General features: G+C 38.6%; 21 protein-coding genes. 9 read left to right on the forward strand and 12 right to left on the reverse strand.

Features of this window, described 5'->3' with window-relative positions; genetic code table 11:
* Positions 1 to 67: 67 nt before the first annotated feature.
* Together DS737_RS09390 and DS737_RS09395 are read right to left on the reverse strand one after the other, a co-directional pair.
* Entirely contained in the window at positions 68 to 340 is a 273-nt protein-coding gene (locus tag DS737_RS09390; RefSeq protein WP_004638685.1) for a YeaC family protein, read from the reverse strand.
* Entirely contained in the window at positions 337 to 1,245 is a 909-nt protein-coding gene (locus DS737_RS09395) for an NAD(+) kinase (protein ID WP_005081066.1), read from the reverse strand. The genes DS737_RS09390 and DS737_RS09395 overlap by 4 nt, the downstream gene beginning before the upstream one ends.
* 221 nt (positions 1,246 to 1,466) lie before the next feature.
* On the opposite strand from DS737_RS09395, the gene mrcB reads away from it, so the two are divergent.
* Together mrcB and DS737_RS09405 are read left to right on the forward strand one after the other, a co-directional pair.
* Positions 1,467 to 3,869: a penicillin-binding protein 1B gene (mrcB, locus tag DS737_RS09400; RefSeq protein WP_004638681.1), complete on the forward strand. Its 2,403-nt coding sequence runs from the start codon at positions 1,467 to 1,469 to the stop codon at positions 3,867 to 3,869.
* 18 nt (positions 3,870 to 3,887) lie between these two features.
* A complete protein-coding gene (locus tag DS737_RS09405) occupies positions 3,888 to 4,445 on the forward strand; it encodes a tetratricopeptide repeat protein (protein ID WP_005081070.1) in 558 nt (185 codons plus the stop codon).
* Positions 4,446 to 4,473: 28 nt separating this feature from the next.
* Here the strand turns inward: DS737_RS09405 and DS737_RS09410 are convergent, their stop codons facing one another.
* Positions 4,474 to 5,385 carry a thiamine phosphate synthase gene (locus DS737_RS09410; protein ID WP_005081073.1) on the reverse strand — a complete coding sequence of 304 codons (912 nt, stop codon included), beginning with the start codon at positions 5,383 to 5,385 and terminating at the stop codon, positions 4,474 to 4,476.
* A 176-nt stretch (positions 5,386 to 5,561) separates the two neighbouring features.
* Between DS737_RS09410 and hemP the strand changes: the two genes are divergently transcribed.
* Positions 5,562 to 5,732: a hemin uptake protein HemP gene (gene hemP / locus DS737_RS09415; protein ID WP_004638676.1), complete on the forward strand. Its 171-nt coding sequence runs from the start codon at positions 5,562 to 5,564 to the stop codon at positions 5,730 to 5,732.
* Between the two features lie 87 nt (positions 5,733 to 5,819).
* Here the strand turns inward: hemP and DS737_RS09420 are convergent, their stop codons facing one another.
* From DS737_RS09420 to tsaA, 5 genes are all read right to left on the reverse strand, one after another.
* Complete coding sequence (locus tag DS737_RS09420; RefSeq protein WP_113997380.1) at positions 5,820 to 7,157, reverse strand: sensor histidine kinase; 1,338 nt, start codon at positions 7,155 to 7,157, stop codon at positions 5,820 to 5,822.
* A gap of 3 nt (positions 7,158 to 7,160) precedes the next feature.
* Positions 7,161 to 7,820, reverse strand: a complete 660-nt coding sequence (locus DS737_RS09425) for a response regulator transcription factor (RefSeq protein WP_113997381.1) — start codon at positions 7,818 to 7,820, stop codon at positions 7,161 to 7,163.
* Between the two features lie 92 nt (positions 7,821 to 7,912).
* On the reverse strand, positions 7,913 to 8,278 hold the full coding sequence (locus DS737_RS09430; protein ID WP_113997382.1) for a NirD/YgiW/YdeI family stress tolerance protein: 366 nt from the start codon (positions 8,276 to 8,278) through the stop codon (positions 7,913 to 7,915).
* Between the two features lie 86 nt (positions 8,279 to 8,364).
* Positions 8,365 to 10,143 (reverse strand): GspE/PulE family protein, encoded by a 1,779-nt coding sequence (locus tag DS737_RS09435; protein WP_075316513.1) that lies wholly within the window; start codon positions 10,141 to 10,143, stop codon positions 8,365 to 8,367.
* A 30-nt stretch (positions 10,144 to 10,173) separates the two neighbouring features.
* Positions 10,174 to 10,917: a tRNA (N6-threonylcarbamoyladenosine(37)-N6)-methyltransferase TrmO gene (gene tsaA / locus DS737_RS09440; RefSeq protein WP_113997383.1), complete on the reverse strand. Its 744-nt coding sequence runs from the start codon at positions 10,915 to 10,917 to the stop codon at positions 10,174 to 10,176.
* 100 nt (positions 10,918 to 11,017) lie between these two features.
* Between tsaA and DS737_RS09445 the strand changes: the two genes are divergently transcribed.
* A complete protein-coding gene (locus DS737_RS09445; RefSeq protein WP_004638665.1) occupies positions 11,018 to 11,797 on the forward strand; it encodes a ferredoxin--NADP reductase in 780 nt (259 codons plus the stop codon).
* 82 nt (positions 11,798 to 11,879) lie between these two features.
* Here DS737_RS09445 and DS737_RS09450 read toward each other — a convergent pair whose 3' ends face one another.
* Positions 11,880 to 12,440 (reverse strand): TetR/AcrR family transcriptional regulator, encoded by a 561-nt coding sequence (locus DS737_RS09450; protein ID WP_004638664.1) that lies wholly within the window; start codon positions 12,438 to 12,440, stop codon positions 11,880 to 11,882.
* A gap of 453 nt (positions 12,441 to 12,893) precedes the next feature.
* Between DS737_RS09450 and DS737_RS09455 the strand changes: the two genes are divergently transcribed.
* The gene (locus tag DS737_RS09455; protein WP_113997384.1) at positions 12,894 to 13,754 is read left to right on the forward strand and encodes a hypothetical protein; all 861 of its coding nucleotides are present in this window, start codon (positions 12,894 to 12,896) and stop codon (positions 13,752 to 13,754) included.
* A 62-nt stretch (positions 13,755 to 13,816) separates the two neighbouring features.
* Here the strand turns inward: DS737_RS09455 and DS737_RS09460 are convergent, their stop codons facing one another.
* Positions 13,817 to 14,695, reverse strand: a complete 879-nt coding sequence (locus tag DS737_RS09460) for an NAD(P)/FAD-dependent oxidoreductase (RefSeq protein ID WP_113997385.1) — start codon at positions 14,693 to 14,695, stop codon at positions 13,817 to 13,819.
* A 106-nt stretch (positions 14,696 to 14,801) separates the two neighbouring features.
* On the opposite strand from DS737_RS09460, the gene DS737_RS09465 reads away from it, so the two are divergent.
* Both DS737_RS09465 and DS737_RS09470 read left to right on the forward strand, forming a co-directional pair.
* The gene (locus DS737_RS09465) at positions 14,802 to 15,248 is read left to right on the forward strand and encodes an Rrf2 family transcriptional regulator (RefSeq protein WP_100833575.1); all 447 of its coding nucleotides are present in this window, start codon (positions 14,802 to 14,804) and stop codon (positions 15,246 to 15,248) included.
* A gap of 124 nt (positions 15,249 to 15,372) precedes the next feature.
* The gene (locus DS737_RS09470; protein WP_004638660.1) at positions 15,373 to 15,828 is read left to right on the forward strand and encodes a DUF441 domain-containing protein; all 456 of its coding nucleotides are present in this window, start codon (positions 15,373 to 15,375) and stop codon (positions 15,826 to 15,828) included.
* 103 nt (positions 15,829 to 15,931) lie between these two features.
* On the opposite strand, the gene DS737_RS09475 is transcribed toward DS737_RS09470, so the two are convergent.
* The gene (locus DS737_RS09475) at positions 15,932 to 16,852 is read right to left on the reverse strand and encodes a LysR family transcriptional regulator (RefSeq protein ID WP_004638659.1); all 921 of its coding nucleotides are present in this window, start codon (positions 16,850 to 16,852) and stop codon (positions 15,932 to 15,934) included.
* 244 nt (positions 16,853 to 17,096) lie between these two features.
* Here DS737_RS09475 and DS737_RS09480 point away from each other — a divergent pair, with 244 nt between their 5' ends.
* Complete coding sequence (locus DS737_RS09480) at positions 17,097 to 17,756, forward strand: epoxyqueuosine reductase QueH (protein WP_113997386.1); 660 nt, start codon at positions 17,097 to 17,099, stop codon at positions 17,754 to 17,756.
* Between the two features lie 47 nt (positions 17,757 to 17,803).
* Here the strand turns inward: DS737_RS09480 and DS737_RS09485 are convergent, their stop codons facing one another.
* The gene (locus DS737_RS09485) at positions 17,804 to 18,595 is read right to left on the reverse strand and encodes a DUF4198 domain-containing protein (RefSeq protein WP_208464689.1); all 792 of its coding nucleotides are present in this window, start codon (positions 18,593 to 18,595) and stop codon (positions 17,804 to 17,806) included.
* 230 nt (positions 18,596 to 18,825) lie between these two features.
* On the opposite strand from DS737_RS09485, the gene DS737_RS09490 reads away from it, so the two are divergent.
* Positions 18,826 to 20,046: an MFS transporter gene (locus tag DS737_RS09490; RefSeq protein WP_113997388.1), complete on the forward strand. Its 1,221-nt coding sequence runs from the start codon at positions 18,826 to 18,828 to the stop codon at positions 20,044 to 20,046.
* Positions 20,047 to 20,062: the final 16 nt, after the last annotated feature.

The raw sequence follows: 20,062 nt of genomic DNA on the forward strand, positions 1-20,062 counted from the left end.
ATGATTAAATCAAACGATAAAAAAATGTCCCGAGAATATCGAGACATTTAATATTTCTTAAGCGTCATTACACGAAACGAATCGGCTTGAACTCAGGCTCATTTTTATGATGATCATCATCACATTCTTCACCTTCTTCTTTGCTACCACGATCAATATAACCACTACGCTGTTCTTCTGGAAGATTTTCTATTTCCCATGCATAAACAGCTTGCATACATGTTTGACGTTGCTCTTTAGTCAAGGCAACACCATTTGGCCATTTACCGATTTCCACGGCTGTTTTTAATCGCTCTACAATCTCAGGATTTAAAATAGCGAGCATTTGTTCAATATTCATGATTCATCCTGTTGAAAAGATTCGAAATCTTGATTCCAGCCTAGTTTAGTACGACATGCCATATAGAAGTCATAACCAGGTGGATGTAATAAGCTTAGTTTAAATGGATGTTTTCGAATATGTACAGTATCACCAACATTTAACGCAACGCTATGTTGTCCATCAGCACTGACCATTGGTAAAACACGATTTTCACGAATCGTGATTTTAACTTCGCTATGACCACCTACAACAATCGGACGAGATGATAATGTATGCGGGTGCATTGGAACTAAAGCAATCGCATCCATACTCGGATGCAAAATCGGGCCACCACCTGACAATGCATAAGCAGTTGAACCTGTTGGTGTCGAAACAATCAAACCATCACTGTGTTGCCGATATACATATTGTCCATCAATACTCAATTCAAAATCAATCATATGAACCGATCTTCCTGAATGCAAAACCACATCATTTAAGGCAATCGCATCATAGATCGTTTCATTATTGGTGCGAACTTCCATTTCCAACAAGAAACGGCGATCCAATTGAAATTGACCTTGTAACACTTGATCAAGTTTAAAAATAGCTTCCGCAGGTTTGATATCGGTTAAAAAGCCTAATCGACCACGGTTAATGCCAATTACAGGAGTATTATATCGAACTAAGGCACGAGCGGCATGCAATAGAGATCCATCACCGCCCACAACAACGACAAGATCAACCACCTCACCCAATAAGTTACGGCTTACGGTTTGTCCGTGGCTGTACGGAACCAATTGTGATGTTTCTTGATCAAAGACAGGATTTAGCCCTAAAGTAATTAAATGATCATGAATGAGACATAACGTTTCTACAACAGAATACTTATCTGGTCGCCCAATTAGACCAATATTTCGAAAGGATTTATGTGAAATTTGCACGAAAAATGTGGCTCCGTTGCGATTCTCGCATATCATATCATTATTCGTTGATGATTGATTAAAAACTATAAAAATGTAGATTCTGTGTTTTTAATGCAGTGATTCTCCACTTGTTTTGAAAGATTTTGTTGCATGTTGCTATTTATTCACAGTTTTGTGATTGCAAAATGCTCATAAGCTACGCATCATTAGCCACATTGTTTTTGTTTTAACGCAAATCTATGAAGTGTGAACGTGGTATCGGTTTTATAGGCCTAATCTTTTTAATTTTAGTGATCGGTATATTTGTTGCCTTTAGTATCTATCTGATCCGATTAGATAATATTATTCGCAATAAGTTTGAAGGTCAGCGCTGGGATATCCCTGCTAAAGTATTTGCTCGCCCGTTAGAGGTTTATGCGAATGCGCCAATTACCCAAGAAAACTTCATTCAAGAACTAAAACTACTGGGTTATAAAAACACGAGCAATTATGAAAAGTCAGGCAGTTATGTCACACAAGGTAATAAACTTTATGTGCATACGCGTGGTTTTGACTATGGCGACAGTACTGAACCTGAGCAAGTATTAGAAGTTGGTTTTTCAGATGGTCGTGTTGGAGATATTCGTTCAACTAAACCTTCAAGTACTGGTATTGCTCGTTTAGAGCCAATGCTAATCGGCGGAATTTACCCTCAACATAATGAAGATCGTGTGCTAATTAAACTTGATCGCGTGCCTAAAACGCTGATTGAAGCCTTAATTTCAACGGAAGATCGTAATTTTTACCAGCACCATGGTGTTTCACTACGTGGTACAGCTCGTGCTTTGGTGAGTAACGCTACAGGTGGTAAACGTCAAGGGGGATCTACCCTGACGCAACAACTCGTTAAGAATTTTTATTTATCTCCAGAAAAAACACTTAAACGTAAAGCCAATGAAGCACTCATGGCATTGTTGATTGAATTTCATTACAGTAAAGATGAAATCCTAGAAACTTATTTAAACGAAGTAAATTTAGGTCAAAATGGTAACTATTCAATTAATGGTTACGGACTAGCATCACAATTCTACTTTGGCTTACCTCTGCGTGAGCTCAACATTTCTCAACAAGCATTTTTGGTCGGTTTAGTACAAGGCCCTTCTCTTTATAATCCTTGGCGGAATCCTGAAGCAGCTAAAAAGCGTCGTGATGTCGTTTTAAACAATATGATGGTCATGGGTTATTTAACAGAAGCAGAATATCAAGATGAGATTGCTCGTCCGCTCAATGTTATTAGCAAACCAACCGTTGGACCAGCTAAATTCCCAGACTTCCTCGATATTGTTCGCCGTCAATTACGTACGGAATACCAAGAAAGTGACATAACGAATCAGGGTTTAAGGATTTTCACTACACTTGATCCAATTGCACAAACCAAAGTACAAACTGTATTTAAAAACTCAGTTGAACGCTTGGCTCAACGTAATCCTGCTCGTCTTAAAGACTTACAAGGTGCTATTTTAGTTGCTCACCCTGAAAATGGTGAGTTAATTGCAGCAGTTGGTTCAACTCAAGACTTTACTGGCTTTAACCGTACAATTGATGCAAAACGTCAAGTTGGTTCTCTATTAAAACCTGTCATTTTCTTAAATGCGATTGAATCTGGTCGCTATACATGGGCAAGCCCAGTTGAAGACACGGCTGTCAATATTCCAATTGATGGCGGTAAAAGCTGGTCACCCAAAAATTATAGTGGCAATGAAAATGGTATCGTGCCGATGCAACAAGCGCTGGCTAACTCCTATAACCTTTCAACTGTGCGTTTAGCAAATGAATTTGGTCTCTCTTCATTTAGTAATAAGCTGAAACAGTTTGGAGTAAACTCAGATATTCCAGCCTATCCTTCTATTTACCTTGGTGCAGTAAACATGTCACCGATGGAAGTGCTCAGTATCTATGGGAACTTCGCAACGGGTGGTTTTAAATATCCAACACGCTCAATTCGTTCAGTCGTAGATGCTCAGGGTCGCGTGCTCGATCGATTTGGTTTAAATGTTCAACAAACCATTGATCCAGCAGCAGCCTATATCTTGAATTACGGCTTGCAGCAGGTCATGCGTACTGGTACTGGACGTTCTGCATATAACAGTCTACCTGAATCATTAAATCTTGCTGGTAAATCTGGTACAACGAACGATACACGCGACTCTTGGTTTGCAGGTTATTCAGGAAATCATGTTGCTGTGGTTTGGTTAGGTCTAGATGACAACAAGGTTACAGGTCTTACAGGTTCGTCAGGTGCATTGCCTGTTTGGACCAATGTCATGAGACAACTTCGTCAAGAACCAGTAAATTTACGTCAAACGGATAATGTCCAATGGCAATGGATTGATCGCTCTACAGGTGATCTGTCAGCGCAAGGTTGTGAGGGTGCAATGTACATTCCTCTACTTCGTCAAACTGTACCACGTCGTGCAACCCTCTGCGGTCAATCACACTACGAAGTTGAGCCTACCTATATCCCTCAGAATGATTATGATGATGGTAATGACGACAGTATCGGAAATTATATCCGTGAAACTGAAAATCAAATGGATACTGATTTATCCAATCAAACTTCTACACGCATTATCTCTAGCGGTAGTTACAGTGGCAATAACTAAGTGATCGGATGATTGGAAATGATTAAAAAATCGCTATTCTTAACAGGTGTAATGATACTTGCTGGTTGTAGCACAACACCAGAACGCCCTACGCCTCAAACACCACCTCCGAAGGTGAATGATAGCCAGAAGAAAGTTACGCCACCCCCTTCTGGCGTCAAAATCACACCTTATGAGCAAAAAGAAATTAAGCGCCAAACTGTTCCAGTCGTAGTGCCTGAACAAAAGGTACAGCAAAGATTTAGCAATGACGGTGCGCAATTACCCGCTTTCAAGACATTGATGCAAAAGACTCAAACTGCGTACAAACAAAAACAGTTTGGCGATGCCGAACGTTTTGCGCTTCAGGCACAACGTATTGCACCTCAAGCCGCTGAAACATACTTATATTTGGCATTGATTGCTGATCAACGTAAGCAATATGCAAATGCTGAAGCTCTTGCTCGACGTGGTTTGAGTTATGCCCAAAGTAATGTAATGAAAAAACAACTTTGGACAATTGTACTTCGTGCTAGTGAAGCGCGAAATCACAACGTAAAAGCCGATGAAGCGAGAAGAATGATTCGTTCTCTGTAAACGAAGATCTGTGAAATACCAACAGAACCTATTCTATCGATTCAAACTCACGAATCCCAGCAAGCCCATAAGCATGATGTTTTTGGGCTTGTTCTATATCTTTAGGTGCAACACCACCCAAGGCAAACACTGGAATATCACTATTCTCAGCCAATTCAGAAAAACCATCCCAGCCTAACACTTTGGCTTCAAGATGAGTCTCTGTCTGATTCACAGGACTTAAAAACACAGCATCACAACCTATATCATGAGCATGTTTTAAAGACACTGCATCATGACATGCAGCGATAAAGCGCTTACCAACAATCAATTCACCATTTTTAAAACGCATAAGCTGTGATTGTTTTAAATGAATCGTCTGAATTTTTGCTTGTAATTTAGAATCAAGTTGTTGCCAAAGACTAAAATTGATAATCAACTTATTGAGTTGGTCATCAGTCAATACCGATAATTGTTGTTGAACTTCCACGATGTTTAGCTTTTCATTACGCCAATAAAATTGCGCATCACTATGTGGCAATGCAGGCAAAAGATCACTGATCTTAATTAGATGTGACCATACCAATCGTTCGATGATTGTCTTATTCGCCTTTGGAAAATTCAAATTCTGTAATTGATCTCGGCTGTACCACGTCCATGGCTGATGAATTAAATCCAAGAACTGATCTGGAACATGTGCATGAAATAAATGTAAGCGCACAATCAAATCATCATATTCATGCTGAATAACATCGAATTTGTGCCAATCTTTTAGACCAATCCCAACCTCTTCATAGATCTCACGCCGACAAGCCTGTTCAGGCGTTTCATGCTGTTCGACTTTACCGCCAGGAAATTCATGTTTATTGCCCTGATGTTGATTTGCTTGCCTCCATCCGACAAGCACTTTTGATTTATGCAATAAAATTGCAATCGCAACTTCAACTATCGATTTAGCCATAACAGTTTAATATCCCTGAGATTTCATCAAAAGTATAAGGAACCGAACACTTCAATTACATATCCCAAATAAAAAATAATAAATGATTTTGTAAATTAGCAAAAATTTCGTTGACAGGTGTATTCGATAATGATTATCATTTAAAACATTAAAAAACACACCACGGAGCATAACAAATGAACGCACCATTTAACTTATTTACTCGTAGCACAGACTCAGCTCAATCTTTGCCAATGCTACATTCAAACAACCTTTTTGCCTTAGGACGTGAAATTCGGATTATGCATGCTGGAGAAGAATACCGTTTGCGTTTGACTCGCAACAATCGCCTGATTTTAACAAAGTAATATAATAAAAATCGGATAATAATAAACGTGGGAATAGCAGTATGTCAGCGCGTACTGCTTTTTTTATCCATTATTACGTTTAGGCGTTTACTGTTCTATTTTTAATTGAATACTTACTTTGAGTCCTCCATAGGTCGATTGGGAGAATTCCATTCGCCCATAATGTAGTTCAATTATCTTCCTACAAATCGATAAACCTAATCCTGAGCCCTGTGTTTTCGTTCCTAATGCCCGATAGAAACGTTCACCTAATCGTGCCAATACTTCCTCACTTATCATATCCCCTTCATTTTCAATAATCAGTTCAGATACGTTCTGATATTGCTCAAGTCGAAGATAGACATTTCCATCTTTTGGCGTATATCGAATTGCATTATCCAATATATTTCGAATGCAACTAAACAATAACTGACGATTTCCAAACACATCATCTTTCTCTATCGTTTCAAGCTGAGAATGCAATCGTATTGATTTTTCATTGGCAAATAATGCTTGTGCTTGCATCACCTCAGTAATCAATTCATTTAGTGAAAAATGAGTTTTGGGAAGATTATCAGCATGTTCAGGATCTAAACGTGCCAGTAAAAGTAAGTTTTCTAGAGTCTGAATTCCTCGACTAACATCCTGCTGTATTTGAATAAAATCTGTAGCACGTTCAGGATATTTACGTTGTAATAATTGTAGACGCATTTGAATCGCTGAAAGTGGTGATCTCAGCTCATGTGATGCATCTGCCGTAAAACGTTGTTCAGCTTGTAATGATTGATTCAAACGTTGCAACAATTGATTCAATTGATTCAACATAGGTTGCAATTCTTTAAGTTCAATTTCACCAGAATGTATAGGACGAAGATCATCAGCATTTCTTGCAGAAATTTGTGCCGACAATTGGTGAATCATTTTAAACTGCCGTTTAATAAGCAAATATAGAATAAGCCATTGTACTAGCCATACCAAAATGAGAATTAAGCTGTACCCAACAATGCTATGCCATAATGCTTCAAAACGTTCAGCTAAAGGTTGTATCACCAAAACGTGCATATTTGACTGAGTATCTTTAGCTGTATAACTACGCCATAATTGTTGATCCTGCCAAATAAAACCATAATCATTGCGTGCTATCGCAAACTTATAATATTGTTGATCAAGTTGAAATTTCTCTGATTGAGTGAGCACATAATGCTGGTTGCTTAACCGATATTGAATGTCAAACTGATCACTAAGTTCATCTATTTGCTGTCCAGATGTTGCCGTCAAATCTGAAATTAATAACATATCTGAAATTTCATCCATGATTTCATCTTGTACTTGCATGGTCTGGTAAACAGATATAATGAGGAATAAAAGTAATGCCACGCAGCCAACAATGATTGAACTCATCATTGAAGTTTTTATTAGTTTCGTCTGCAAAGACACTACTTTCATTGTTTATTCCTGATGCATTCGATAGCCAAGTCCACGGACGGTCTTAATATACTGTCCGCCTATTTTTTTGCGAATTTGATAAATAAACACTTCGATTGCATTACTTTCAATTTCATCTCCCCATGCATACAGAGATTCTTCTAATTGTTCCCGCGTAAAAATATGATCTGGTTTTTGCATTAATTTATATAAAATTTGAAACTCCTTCGCAGTTAAATTTATTGTCTGCTCTGCCTGACTCAAGGTTTTCGCTTGTGGATCTAGTTTTAAATCAGCAAATTTAAGATATTTCCCTGCATCAACCTGATGCTGGCGTAGTTGTGATCGTACTCTTGCAGATAACTCTTCTAAGTTAAACGGTTTGACTAAATAGTCATTTGCACCCAGATCTAAACCTTCAACCCGATCATGGATATGATCTTTTGCAGTTATGAAAATAACTGGTGTTTTTAGGTTACGTTGTCGAATTGATTTTAAAATCTGATCACCAGATGCTTTTGGCAAACCTCGATCAAGTAATACACAGTCATACTGATGTTGTTCAACTGCTAAGATTGCATGATCACCACGCTCAACCCAATCAACACTATAACCATCCATTTCCAACCAGTCTTTAATGCTTTCCGCCTGTGAAGCATCATCTTCTGCCAATAAAATCCGCATCAATAAACGCTCTCATTTTATTTTTAATATTCAATTAAAGCATAAACAAAAAACCACATGAATATCATGTGGTTTTGTATGAGCACCTGTCATCAAAATTGAACTTGATCTACATCAACTTCAACACGTTTCTTCGGTTTGTAGTCAATATCAATTTCACCAATGATAGTCACAGGCGTTTTGGCTGAGATTGGCTTACCTTGCCATAATTCATCATCAATATCGACGGTGATACTACCTGTTTGATCACTAAACTGGTACTTTTCATCACCAATTGCTTTAACAATATAACCTTTGAGCTTGATAGGTGTATCATCCTTTAAGGTCAATGCTTGCTGTACCGTACTAATCTGTGTTGGTGTCAAAGCTTGTTGATTTACCGCACCCGTATTCGCAACAACCATGGTCGTTGCACCAACCAAACTCGCAATCACTGCTACTTTTGAAAATACGTTCATCTTGATTTCCTCATTCTAATTTCATCATTTCGATGAGGTTATTTAAACAAACCAAGATGAGGTGAATCTGAAGATGGAAAAATCAACTAGCTAAGTGGAACAACTCGCAAAACCTCTTCCAGCGTTGTCACTCCTTCAATCACCTTACGAGCACCCGCTATTCGCAATGGTTCGATACCTTCTTTTTTTGCTTGAGTTCGAAGATCATTGAGTGTGCCATGTGCGCTGATTAGTGACTTTAACTCTAGACTCACAGGCATAAATTCATATATACCGACACGACCTTTATAACCTGTATGACGGCATACTTCACAACCTACTGCCTTGAACATTGTGGTTGGCATATCCATCATATAATCAAAGGTTAAATGCTCCCACTCTTGCTCATTTATTGCTGTTTCTTGCTTGCAATGTGGGCACAATCGACGTACTAAACGCTGTGCTAAGACCCCTAAAATCGTAGCTGAAGTTAAGAAAGGCTGTACACCAAGATCATGTAGTCGTGTCAAACTCGAGGGCGCATCATTGGTATGAAGAGTTGATAGCACCAGATGCCCTGTCAACGCTGCCTGAATCGCCATATTCGCAGTATCATGATCACGAATCTCACCCACCATGATAATGTCAGGATCTTGACGCATTAAAGCACGTACCCCATCAGCGAAACCCAGCTCAATGTTTGGATTGACCTGCATCTGGTTAAAACTTGGCTCAAGCATTTCAATCGGATCTTCAATGGTACAGACATTGACTTGTTCAGTCGCCAATTGTTTTAGCGATGAATAGAGTGTTGTGGTTTTCCCAGAACCTGTCGGTCCCGTGACTAAAATAATCCCATGGCTATGTTGGGTGAGTTGTTGCCAACTCTGTAATAAATGCCCTTCAAAACCAAGTTGTTGAAAGCTTCGTACTAACACTTCTGGATCAAAGATACGCATGACTAACTTTTCGCCAAAAGCAGTCGGCAAAGTAGAAAGACGCAATTCTGTCTCTTGTCCCTTTGGCGTTCTGGTTTTTAAACGACCATCTTGAGGTTTACGCTTTTCAGCGACATTCATCCGGCCAAGGATTTTGATGCGGGAAATAACTGCGGTCAGCGTATTTGCAGGCATATTATAAATCGTATGCAATACCCCATCGATGCGGAAACGTACCTTCCCCTTATCCTTACGAGGTTCAAGATGAATATCACTCGCACCTTGCTCAAAAGCAAATTGCAGCACCCAGTCAACCAATTTAACAATGTGTTGATCATTTGCATCTGGATTTTGGGTGTCTCCTAGCTGTAAAAGTGCTTCTACACCTTTATTATCACGATCAAATGCGCTGGTATTTTGTGATGAGTTGACGGCTCGACTCACTTGATAATATTCGTGCAAGTATCGTTGTAATTGCTCTGGATTCAGTAAAACTTTTTCTATTCTTTTCGGGGCTAAACTTCGCTCTAAGTTATTTTGCCACTCTGTAGAAAACGGTTGATCAGTTCCAATCAAAATCCGATCGGCATGTACTTCAACCGCAAGAATGTGATTTCTCACCGCAAACTCTTGCGACATAACGCTAGTTAGAGCTGTTACATCTGCCTTTAAAGGGTCAATCACGAACAATGGAACTGCCGCTTTTTCAGCAAGCCACTGACATAAACGATTCAACGTCAAAGTAGAGGTTGGATTTAACTGATCTTTGAGCTTGAAGTTCGCAATCCACTGCAACGGATGCCATTTCAATTGCTCTTTTTGTCGATGAGTGGTCTGAATAAGTAATTTATCTCGTTCAGTAATAAGTCCATCTTTTAGTAGTTGCTCTAAACACCACGTCACATCGACTGTAAAAGAAAAATTTGCAAATTTTGCTTGTGCTTGCATTACCGTCTGTTCCCCAAATTTATAACTCATTTATATTTCTAAGTTTGTTTGCTCTATATTTACAATCGACACATTCCTTTCATCCACTGTAAATTGAATATTTAATTCTGCAAAACACATTCCATAGACCCGTTCCGCATCATCTTGATATGCGGGTCGTGGATCTAAAGATAACACTTGTTCGAGTTCGCCTAATACTCTTTTATTTAAAATACCTTGCTTTAGTAACAGTAGCTGCTGTGATTGTGCAGATTCCATCCATCGTACCAACTTACTTACAGGCTGTTCTTGTGCATAGCCACTTACCGAATCAACTATTGCATCCGAATACTGTATATAGGGCTTTATGTCCAAAATCGGCGTACCATTCAACAAATCTGCTCCCGAAACGTACAGACGAACGCTCTTGGCGTGTTTTTCAACACGCAGATAACGGACCACAGACAAACCAATCGGTGATGGGCGATACATACTTCTTGTTGCAAAGACCCCTATTTTCTGATTCCCTCCTAGACGCGGCGGGCGTACTTGTGCGCGAAATTTAGGCTGTTGATTCAAACTGTTATCACTATTTTTATTGTCATGAAACTGCCACACTAGCCACAAATGACTGAAATTCTCCAAACCATCAAATGCCAACAAATCATTATAGGGCTCTACCATCTCTATAAAGCATTCGACTTCTACAAGATTTGGCTGTCGAGGAATGCCAAATTTTTCACGATAAGGAGAATGCATATAGCCAATAATCGGCATCGTTACAGCGTCAATCATCACTTTTTCTTATAAACACAATTAAATATATTCAGTTTATCGAGAATGATTTTAGATTAGAATAGCAATCTGTTTCTTTTATCTGTGATCGAGACCTTTAATGGCTGCTTTTAACGTTGAACGCATTACTCATGTTCACCACTGGAATGACACACTTTTCAGCTTTAAAACCACACGCGATGCAAGCTTACGTTTTAAAAATGGTCAGTTTGTGATGATCGGACTTGAAGTGAATGGCAAGCCTTTAATGCGCGCTTATTCGATTGCAAGTGCGAACTATGAAGAAGAACTTGAATTCTTCTCGATTAAAGTACAGGACGGTCCACTAACTTCTATTTTACAAAAAGTACAAGTAGGCGACGAAATCCTGATTTCAAAAAAACCTACAGGTACTTTAGTACACGACGACTTATTACCAGGTAAAAACTTATATCTTTTATCTTCTGGTACAGGTCTTGCGCCATTTCTTTCTTTACTTCGTGATCCAGAAACTTACGAAAAATTTGAAAAAGTGATTATGGTTCACGGTACACGCTATGTATCTGAACTGGCTTATCAAGATCTCATCTTGAATGAACTTCCTAACCATGAATTCTTTGAAGAATTAGGAATCAAAGACAAGTTGATTTACTACCCAACTGTGACGCGTGAACCATTCCATACACAAGGTCGTGTAACAACAGCAATCGAAACTGGCGAATTATTTGAAAAAATTGGTTTGCCTCGTTTCAATCGTGAAACTGACCGTGCCATGCTTTGTGGTAGCCCAGCATTCCTAAAAGATGTTGCTGCACTACTCGATCAACACGGCTTGGTTGAATCACCACGTATGGGTGTGATGGGTGATTATGTTATTGAACGCGCATTTGTTGAAAAATAAGCTTTAATATTTAAACTAAAAAAACCGAGTGATAAATTCACTCGGTTTTTTTTGAAGATTAATCGGTAATTAAAATACGGCTTTAAGCCGCCTCTAAATTTATCAACCGTTCAATATAATACCAACACTCTTCTATTTCAGAATGATCCTTATTTACTTTAGCATAGGCCGTCATACCATCCAATATATTAATATACATAGCAGTCAAAACGTGGGGTTGAAATACTTTCGCTTTTTCAAACAAATCCTCAACCAGCCCCATTAGCCATTCTCTATACTCCACAATCGGACGAATAATAGATGGATATTGTTGCAATATTTCCAAAGATGCTTTTTGAAACATACAGCCATGGAAATCATCCGAATTAAACCACGATAGATGCCAAAAATAGACAGCTTTAATCTTACCTAAATAATCTTCTTCACTTAACTGATTCACCTCATGCTCAATAGCTTCTTGAATACTTTTATTTCTTCGTGATAAGCACTCTTCAATCAGATTCTCTTTCGATGGAAAATACTTGTAGAATGTCATCTTTGCAACGCCTGACTCACTAATAATTCGATCTACCCCAACAGAGCTATAATTATGACGATTGAAGAGGTACAGAGCCGTTGCAATAATATCTTCTTTTTTTGACATTTTATTATCCTTTTAGAATTATAATATAAACTTAATATATTATTTAGGCATAGTTTATAGGCTTGAAAAATCTGGCGACTATGCTGTTGTCCATATTCTTTATGAACATAATAGGAAATATAACACTTCCAATCAAGTTCACTATTATACGTTAAGCAAAAATAAGATGACAAACAAGCTGATTTGTAAAAATTTCTTTCTATTTAAAAATAAATTCAATTATTAATGTGAAATAAATCACCTTTTATATATTTTTTGATTAATTAACAATCTGAATGGTTATTTTTTAGCTCGCTTAATAAATTGATTTCACCTCTAAATCACCTTATATTTATTTTATCCAATAAAAAGATCTTTGGTTGGACCAATAGTTATATTCATAAACAACCAAAAAAAATCGAACTATATCATTGGAAAAGCAATAATATTTATTAATTCATTGAGTAAAAAACTATGCCAAAAATATTTGAAAACTTTGACAACCCAAGGCAGAAAGCTATAGACGGTATGAAAAATAGCATTTCTACAGAAGCTTGGAACAAGAATTTGAACTTTCTGAACAGTTTAAGAGCGGAGATTTCAAAGCATCCTGTTTCAAAACATCCCGCCATCCAACTTATGAATGATGGTTTAATCGATAAAGAAACCTTAAAACACATCCACTTAGAATATCGACATGCAATCGTGCAAGTTTTTACTGATGCGCTACTGATGGCTCAATTCCAGACAAAGCAATTAGAACCGAGACTCCTGTCAGGTTCTAAAATGTATCCTCGCTTTTTATTAAATCTTAATATTTTGGATGAGTTCGGTTTTCGTCCTGGATTAGACAACAATCAGTATTATTCTGGTAATCCAGAATACGCACACTATCCTTTGTTTGAAGATGTACTTGATGATTTTGAGTTAACACAAACAGAGCGTAATAACTATCAACCGTCTATTATTGCGCAGAAAGTTCGCTCATTTTTAGAAAATACCTTTGATCATTATCAAGCTGTAACTGCTTTACTTGCGGTCGCTGAAGAAGAAGTAATTCTATTTAGTCCTGCATTACGCCAAGCAACCAAAGCGGTAGGTTTCAATGTAGATAGTGGTTATTACTATGTACATGGTGTATCACATGATGCATCCGCCGAAGCTGCAGATGATGACCACGAAGATGATCTATGGTTTGTCTTGGCTCAGGCTTGCGTCGAATCAGATTATGATTTAATCCGTGATCTTTGCTTAGAATATTGTGACCTTTGGCAAATGTTTTGGGATGAACAAATCTCTAGTTACCAGTACGAAGCATATCGAAAACTTGCTTAATGCGGATAAAAGGTCATTTCTACATGTTTAATGTGAATATGACCTTTAAACCCTATGTTAACTTAGAAAACCAATGATCGATGTGCAGCAACACCAGCCATCGTCCCATCGCCTACAGCCAATGAAACTGATCCACCTAATCGAGCTACATCTCCACACGCAAAAACACCAGATATTGATGTTTCTTTTAAGGCATTGGTTTTAATCATTTGCCCCATTGGGTTGTGCTCCAACTCACATGCGAGCTTATGTATCCAATCTTGAGAAATTACACATTGGGTTGTGACAAATATCCCTTCAAAAGTAATATGATTTTGATCAGACAGCACAACTGTGCTGTGTTCAATAATTTCTGCAATAGGCCTTTTTTCAATCACGACATTTCTTTCAATCAACTGTGCTTCTACTTCAGCGGCTAAAGGCTGGCCATTCAAAAAGTAGGTCACGCTCCCCCATTCGGGTAATAACATTGCCATATGGGCTGAATGCTCAGAACTTGCAATTAACCCAATTTTTCCTTGATTTAACTCAAAACCATGGCAGTAAGGGCAATGAAAAATACTTTTTCCCCAACGTTCTTTAAGCCCCTTGATCTCAGGCAGTTGGTCTTGTACACCAGTTGCAATGATGATTCTTTTCGCACTTACCGCCTGTATACCATCAATACAAATATGAAAAAGATCATCTTTTTTTTCTAACCGCTTTACCTGCCCATCAATCCAGTCCACTGTTGGGTATTGAAGTAATTGCTGCTTGGCGATCTGTGCGATTTCGCTCGCAAGCGTACCATCTTGTGTTAGAAAACCATGTGAGTGATCTGCAAAGCGATTTCTACGTTGCCCTGCATCTATTATTACAACTTTTCTTCTTGCACGACCCAGTGGCAAGCCTGCTGCCAGACCGGCATAACTACCACCAATGATTACCACATCATAATTCATTTTCACACACCAATAAGTAACTTTTAAAGTTACACTAGTACTTTTTATTTATATTTGCAACTTTTGATGTTACATTAATATCCAACCTTAAATCACCCTACATGCTATGCGTACCGACAGCAAACTTTCTCGAATGCTCCATGTGCTACTCCATATGGCACGTCAAAACAAGATTTTCACTTCAGAAGAAATTGCACATATGCTTTCAACCAATGCTGTAGTCGTCAGACGTACAATGGCAGGATTAAAAAATGCAGGTTTTATACAATCGGTAAAGGGACCCAAAGGAGGTTGGCATCTTATAGCTGACTTAGAAAAAACAACATTATTAGATATTTATAATGCAGTAGGCGAACCAACCATTTTTGCAATCGGTAATGAACGAGAAAATCCAGAATGCGGTGTTGAACGTGTTGTAAATGCGGCCTTAGAAGATGCGATGCAACAAGCACAAGATATTCTTTTAGCAAAATTAAAAGCAACGACACTTGCTGACCTTGCATACGCGTTTGATCAACTTTATCAAGCCAAAATGCATAATTATCACGCATAGAATCTTAATGACAGCATAGACAAAGTAGATCAGGAAACCTGCTTGTTTTACCATCATGTAAATTATTGGAAAGTAGCTTCACAAATTACGATACAATTCAACTTTATTGCTTTTTCTTCTCAATATGTTTTCTCAGCTTGATGTTAATTTATTGGTACTCATCATCTTACTTGCTTGTGGCGTTTTTAGTCACAATACGGCGGTTACGATAGCTGCCGCTGTATTGATTGTGGTGAAACTCACACCTTTAGACCAATTTTTCCCTTATATCCAGCAACATGGTTTAAATATTGGAATTATTATTCTAACCATTGGTGTCCTCGCGCCGATTGCGAGTGGCAAGATCAGTGGCGATAATATTTTAAAGTCTTTCATCAGTGTGAAGTCTTTAATCGCCATTGCCATAGGATTATTGGTTGCATGGCTGGGCGGTCGTGGAATGAAGCTCATGACCAGTCAACCCGATGTCATTGCAGGCCTATTGATTGGTACAGTTGCAGGGGTTGCATTACTCCGTGGTGTACCTGTAGGTCCTTTGATCGCAGCAGGTATCCTTTCACTTTTGATTGGGAAGTCTTGACCAATATTTAACAGTCAATAAATATACCGAAAAAAACAAAAAATCACCTAGAACCTAGAAATGATCTAGAGTTTCTAAGTGATCTGCTTAGCACCACCATACATTAGCGTTCGTAATATACTGTACGTTTTTTTGAAAATTTTTCTAATTGCTTTAAAAAGCCCTCAAAATAATTTTTCTCTTTTTCTTCAGTTCGATAGCCCGCATACAGTGTACGTCTTAGACCTTGCGGTGAAACACAATCCAAGCGGCGACTAACAACCCACCCTTTTTGTTCATATTCATTGACGACCCAATCAGGCAAAGCCGCTACGCCCCGCCCACTGGCAACCAACTGAATAAGCATTTGGGTTAAATCTGTTGTCCGTATATGTTTAGGCTGAATATTCTCAGGAATAAACAAGTGCGCCATGATATCCAAACGATGTTTATCAACTGGATAAGTAATCAAGGTTTGCTCAGCTAAATCCTGCACTGTAACTTGTTCGGCTCGCACAAGTGGATGTGTATTGGATAACACTAAACGCGATTCATATTCAAAAATTGGGAAATATTCGATCCCTTTTAAAGCGATAGGATCAGCTGTAATCAATAAATCAAATTCAGCATTTTGCAACAATTCATGTGGATTGGATTCAAAACCTGCTGCAAAGTCCAAATCCACATCTGGGTATTGGTGACGGTATTGATTCAATAACGGCATCAACCAGTCAAAACAGCTATGGCATTCGGAAGAAAAAATAATACGTCCTGTCTGCCCATGCACAATCCGAGTAATATCCGTTTGGGCTATCTGTACTTGCGGCAAGATATCATCTGCAAGCTTGAGTAGGCGTTGTCCGACATTGGAAAAAGTCACGGGACGACTGCGACGATTTACCACCTCTACCCCATACCAATGATCCAATTCTTTAAGTTGATGAGAAATCGCGGATGGCGTTAAACATAAATCCGCTGCAGCAGCAACCAATGAACCATGCTCTCGTAAAGCAATCAGTGTTTTTAAATGACGAAGCTCTAACACGACCAAAACCAAAATTGAATTTATTTCATCTTAACATAAAATTAATTAGCTTACCTCAATATGACTTTACTTTATCATTCACATATTAAACAGCGCATACACGAGAAAATATTTTGAACTTTTTGCATTTTTTTAAGTTAAATTAATTTCATTTTATGCTGAAAAACTTTCACTAAATTCAGAGTTTTGTGTCACCTAAAACTTTTACAATAGCAGATTATTCACTTATTTATCTTCGTTTGCCATGTCTCTTGAACGCCAAAAGCTTACACTGCCTGAAGGTCACGATAAATTATTATTACATTCATGCTGCGCACCTTGTTCTGGCGAAGTCATGGAAACCCTCATCGAATCTGGTATCGACTTTTCGATTTTTTTCTATAACCCAAACATCCATCCAGTCAAAGAATATTTGATTCGTAAAGAAGAAAACATTCGTTTTGCAAAAAAACATAATATTCCGTTTATCGACTGTGATTACGATACCGATAATTGGTTTTCTCGCGCGAAAGGCATGGAGAATGAACCTGAAAAAGGAATCCATTGCACGATGTGTTTTGATATGCGTTTTGAAAGAACCGCATTATATGCCCATGAACATGGCTTTAGCTTGATTAGCAGCTCATTGGGTATTTCTCGTTGGAAGAATATGCAGCAAATCAATGACTGTGGTCTCCGCGCCGCTGCACATTATCCAAATATCGAATACTGGGATTATAATTGGCGCAAGCATGGCGGTGCAGTACGTATGCTAGAAATCAGTAAAAGAGAAGAATTCTATCAACAAGAATATTGTGGTTGTGTTTACTCGTTAAGAGACACCAATCGCTGGCGTATGAGTAATGGACGTGATCGCATTAAATTGGGTGTAAAATTTTACAGCAATGCGATGGATGATGAATAAAATGAATAAGCTGATCCATACATATATAGATCAGCTTATGATCAGGGTTAATTTACAGATAAACTAATAATGCTATAAAACTGATTACTTGGTTTTTTCTTGCTATCAACCGACTCTGTAACTTCTACTAGATACTCACCTGCGCGTGGAAATGTTAAATCTACAGATCCATCAGTGCCTGCTTTTAGTGTTTGCGCTTGTTCATCCGTTGCACCCTTAGCACGGACTACAACTTCTGCATTGGCTAAAGGTTGATTTGCTTTCGCAACTTTTACTTTTGTAGGCTGATTAGCTTTTAATTCATTCGGATGTGTTGAAAACTCAACTTGAATCGGCGCTGCGATTGGCTGTACAGGTGAAGCTTTTTCCTTTGTCACGTAGGTCAATAAGGTCCATTCACGGGTGACTTCTACAGGATTAATTTTCTTAGTTTTAAGATCGGCAGGGATCAGATAATCTCGTTCAGATTTTGCAGGTGCTTTATCCGCTGCCATATCAAAGAACAATTTCCATTCTTTTTGATCTTGCACATACTTCAACGGATAGCTTGCTGTGGTTTGCACACGATAAGTACCCGCTTCAGGTAATTTCAAATCAAATACCGTAGCTGTTCCCAGTTTTGAGTCTGGTTCTACAGTGCTTTTAACTTGTTTTGGATCGGTGATTTCAAACTTCGGACTTTTTAATGCATATTCACTATGCAAAGCTTCTTCAGCATAACCAGCCAAAATTGCAACCTGCGTGTTGGTAGTTTGATATGCTATTGGTGCAACATAAGGTTCGTGTGCTGTGCTGTAACCTGAGATCAGTGCCAATGATGCTATCAATAATTTATTCACAATTGTTTCCCATCCTTTCCCCCACATACTCATTGATTAAGCGTAGTGGTTTAGCCAATTATTTTATGCATTGCATTATACATAAATGAAAATAATTATCATAAAGATTTAGTATTATCATGCTAATTTACGATTGCAAATTTAGGTGACATCTATAAAATTTGTGCTCTTTTTCACATTTCTGTGATCTGCCCGATATAATATCTTCGCTTAATTTGCTTCGAGACCCTATGTCCTCCCCAAACGCTCCCTCGCTTAGCTCCCCATCAAAAAACTATTCTTTATTTCTAGTGATTTTTTCACTTGCGATTGGTAGTTTTTGTATCGGTACAACTGAATTTGTTGCAATGGGACTAATTCAAGAAATTGCGACTGATTTAAATGTCAGTGTCCCTCATGCTGGATATTTCATTAGTGCCTATGCACTTGGTGTTATGGTTGGTGCTCCCATTATTGCGATCTTGGGTGCCAAAGTTCCTCGTAAAACATTGCTACTTGCATTGATGTTGTTTTATGGCCTAGCAAATGCTGCCACTGCCTTAGCAACAAGCTCAGAAGCCATGTTAGTCTCTCGTTTTATTGCAGGTTTTCCGCATGGCGCTTACTTTGGCGTAGCGGCTTTAGTTGCAGCAGAGCTAGCGGGTAAACAACGCCGAGCGATTGCAATTGCTCAAGTGATGATGGGACTGACTATCGCGAATGTGATTGGTGTACCCATCGCCACATGGCTCGGTCAACAATTCGGCTGGAAAACTGGTTTTGAATTTTCTGCTGTCATTGCCTTTATTACCTTGATCGGCATCGGTCTTTTTGTGCCCAATATTCGCCCACAAAAAGCCGCAAGTATTCGGGCTGAATTGAAAGGCTTAAAAAATATTAATATGTGGTTAACACTTGCCGTTGGCGCAATCGGGTTTGGCGGTATGTTTTCCGTTTATAGTTACGTCTCCCCGATCTTGACTGAATATACACATGCCGATATTTCTGTTGTTCCGATTGCGTTGGCGATCTGGGGCGTGGGTATGGTCATTGGTGGTTTAGTTGCGGGTTGGCTTGCAGATCGGCATTTATTTAAAACCATGATTGGTATTTTAATCAGTTCCGCACTCACCTTCGTACTCGCCAGTTTTATGATGGCGAATCTATATACAGCGATTGCTGCTTTATTTTTGATTGGCTTTACGGTGATTGGTTTAGGTAGTGCCTTACAAACCCATTTGATGGATATTGCTGGGGATGCTCAAACTTTGGCGGCATCATTGAATCACTCAGCCTTCAACCTAGCCAATGCCCTTGGTGCTTTTTTAGGTGGATGGGTACTGAGCCATAATATGGGCTGGTTAGCCCCAATTTGGGTGGGTTTCGTTTTAAGCTTAGGTGGTTTAATTGTACTATTAATCGCTTTAGCTTACGCAAAATACTCAGCTAACAAAGAATCTGTCGTCGCTTAACGACAGATTCTGCTTC

This window comes from Acinetobacter haemolyticus (assembly GCF_003323815.1).
Lineage (GTDB): Bacteria > Pseudomonadota > Gammaproteobacteria > Pseudomonadales > Moraxellaceae > Acinetobacter > Acinetobacter haemolyticus.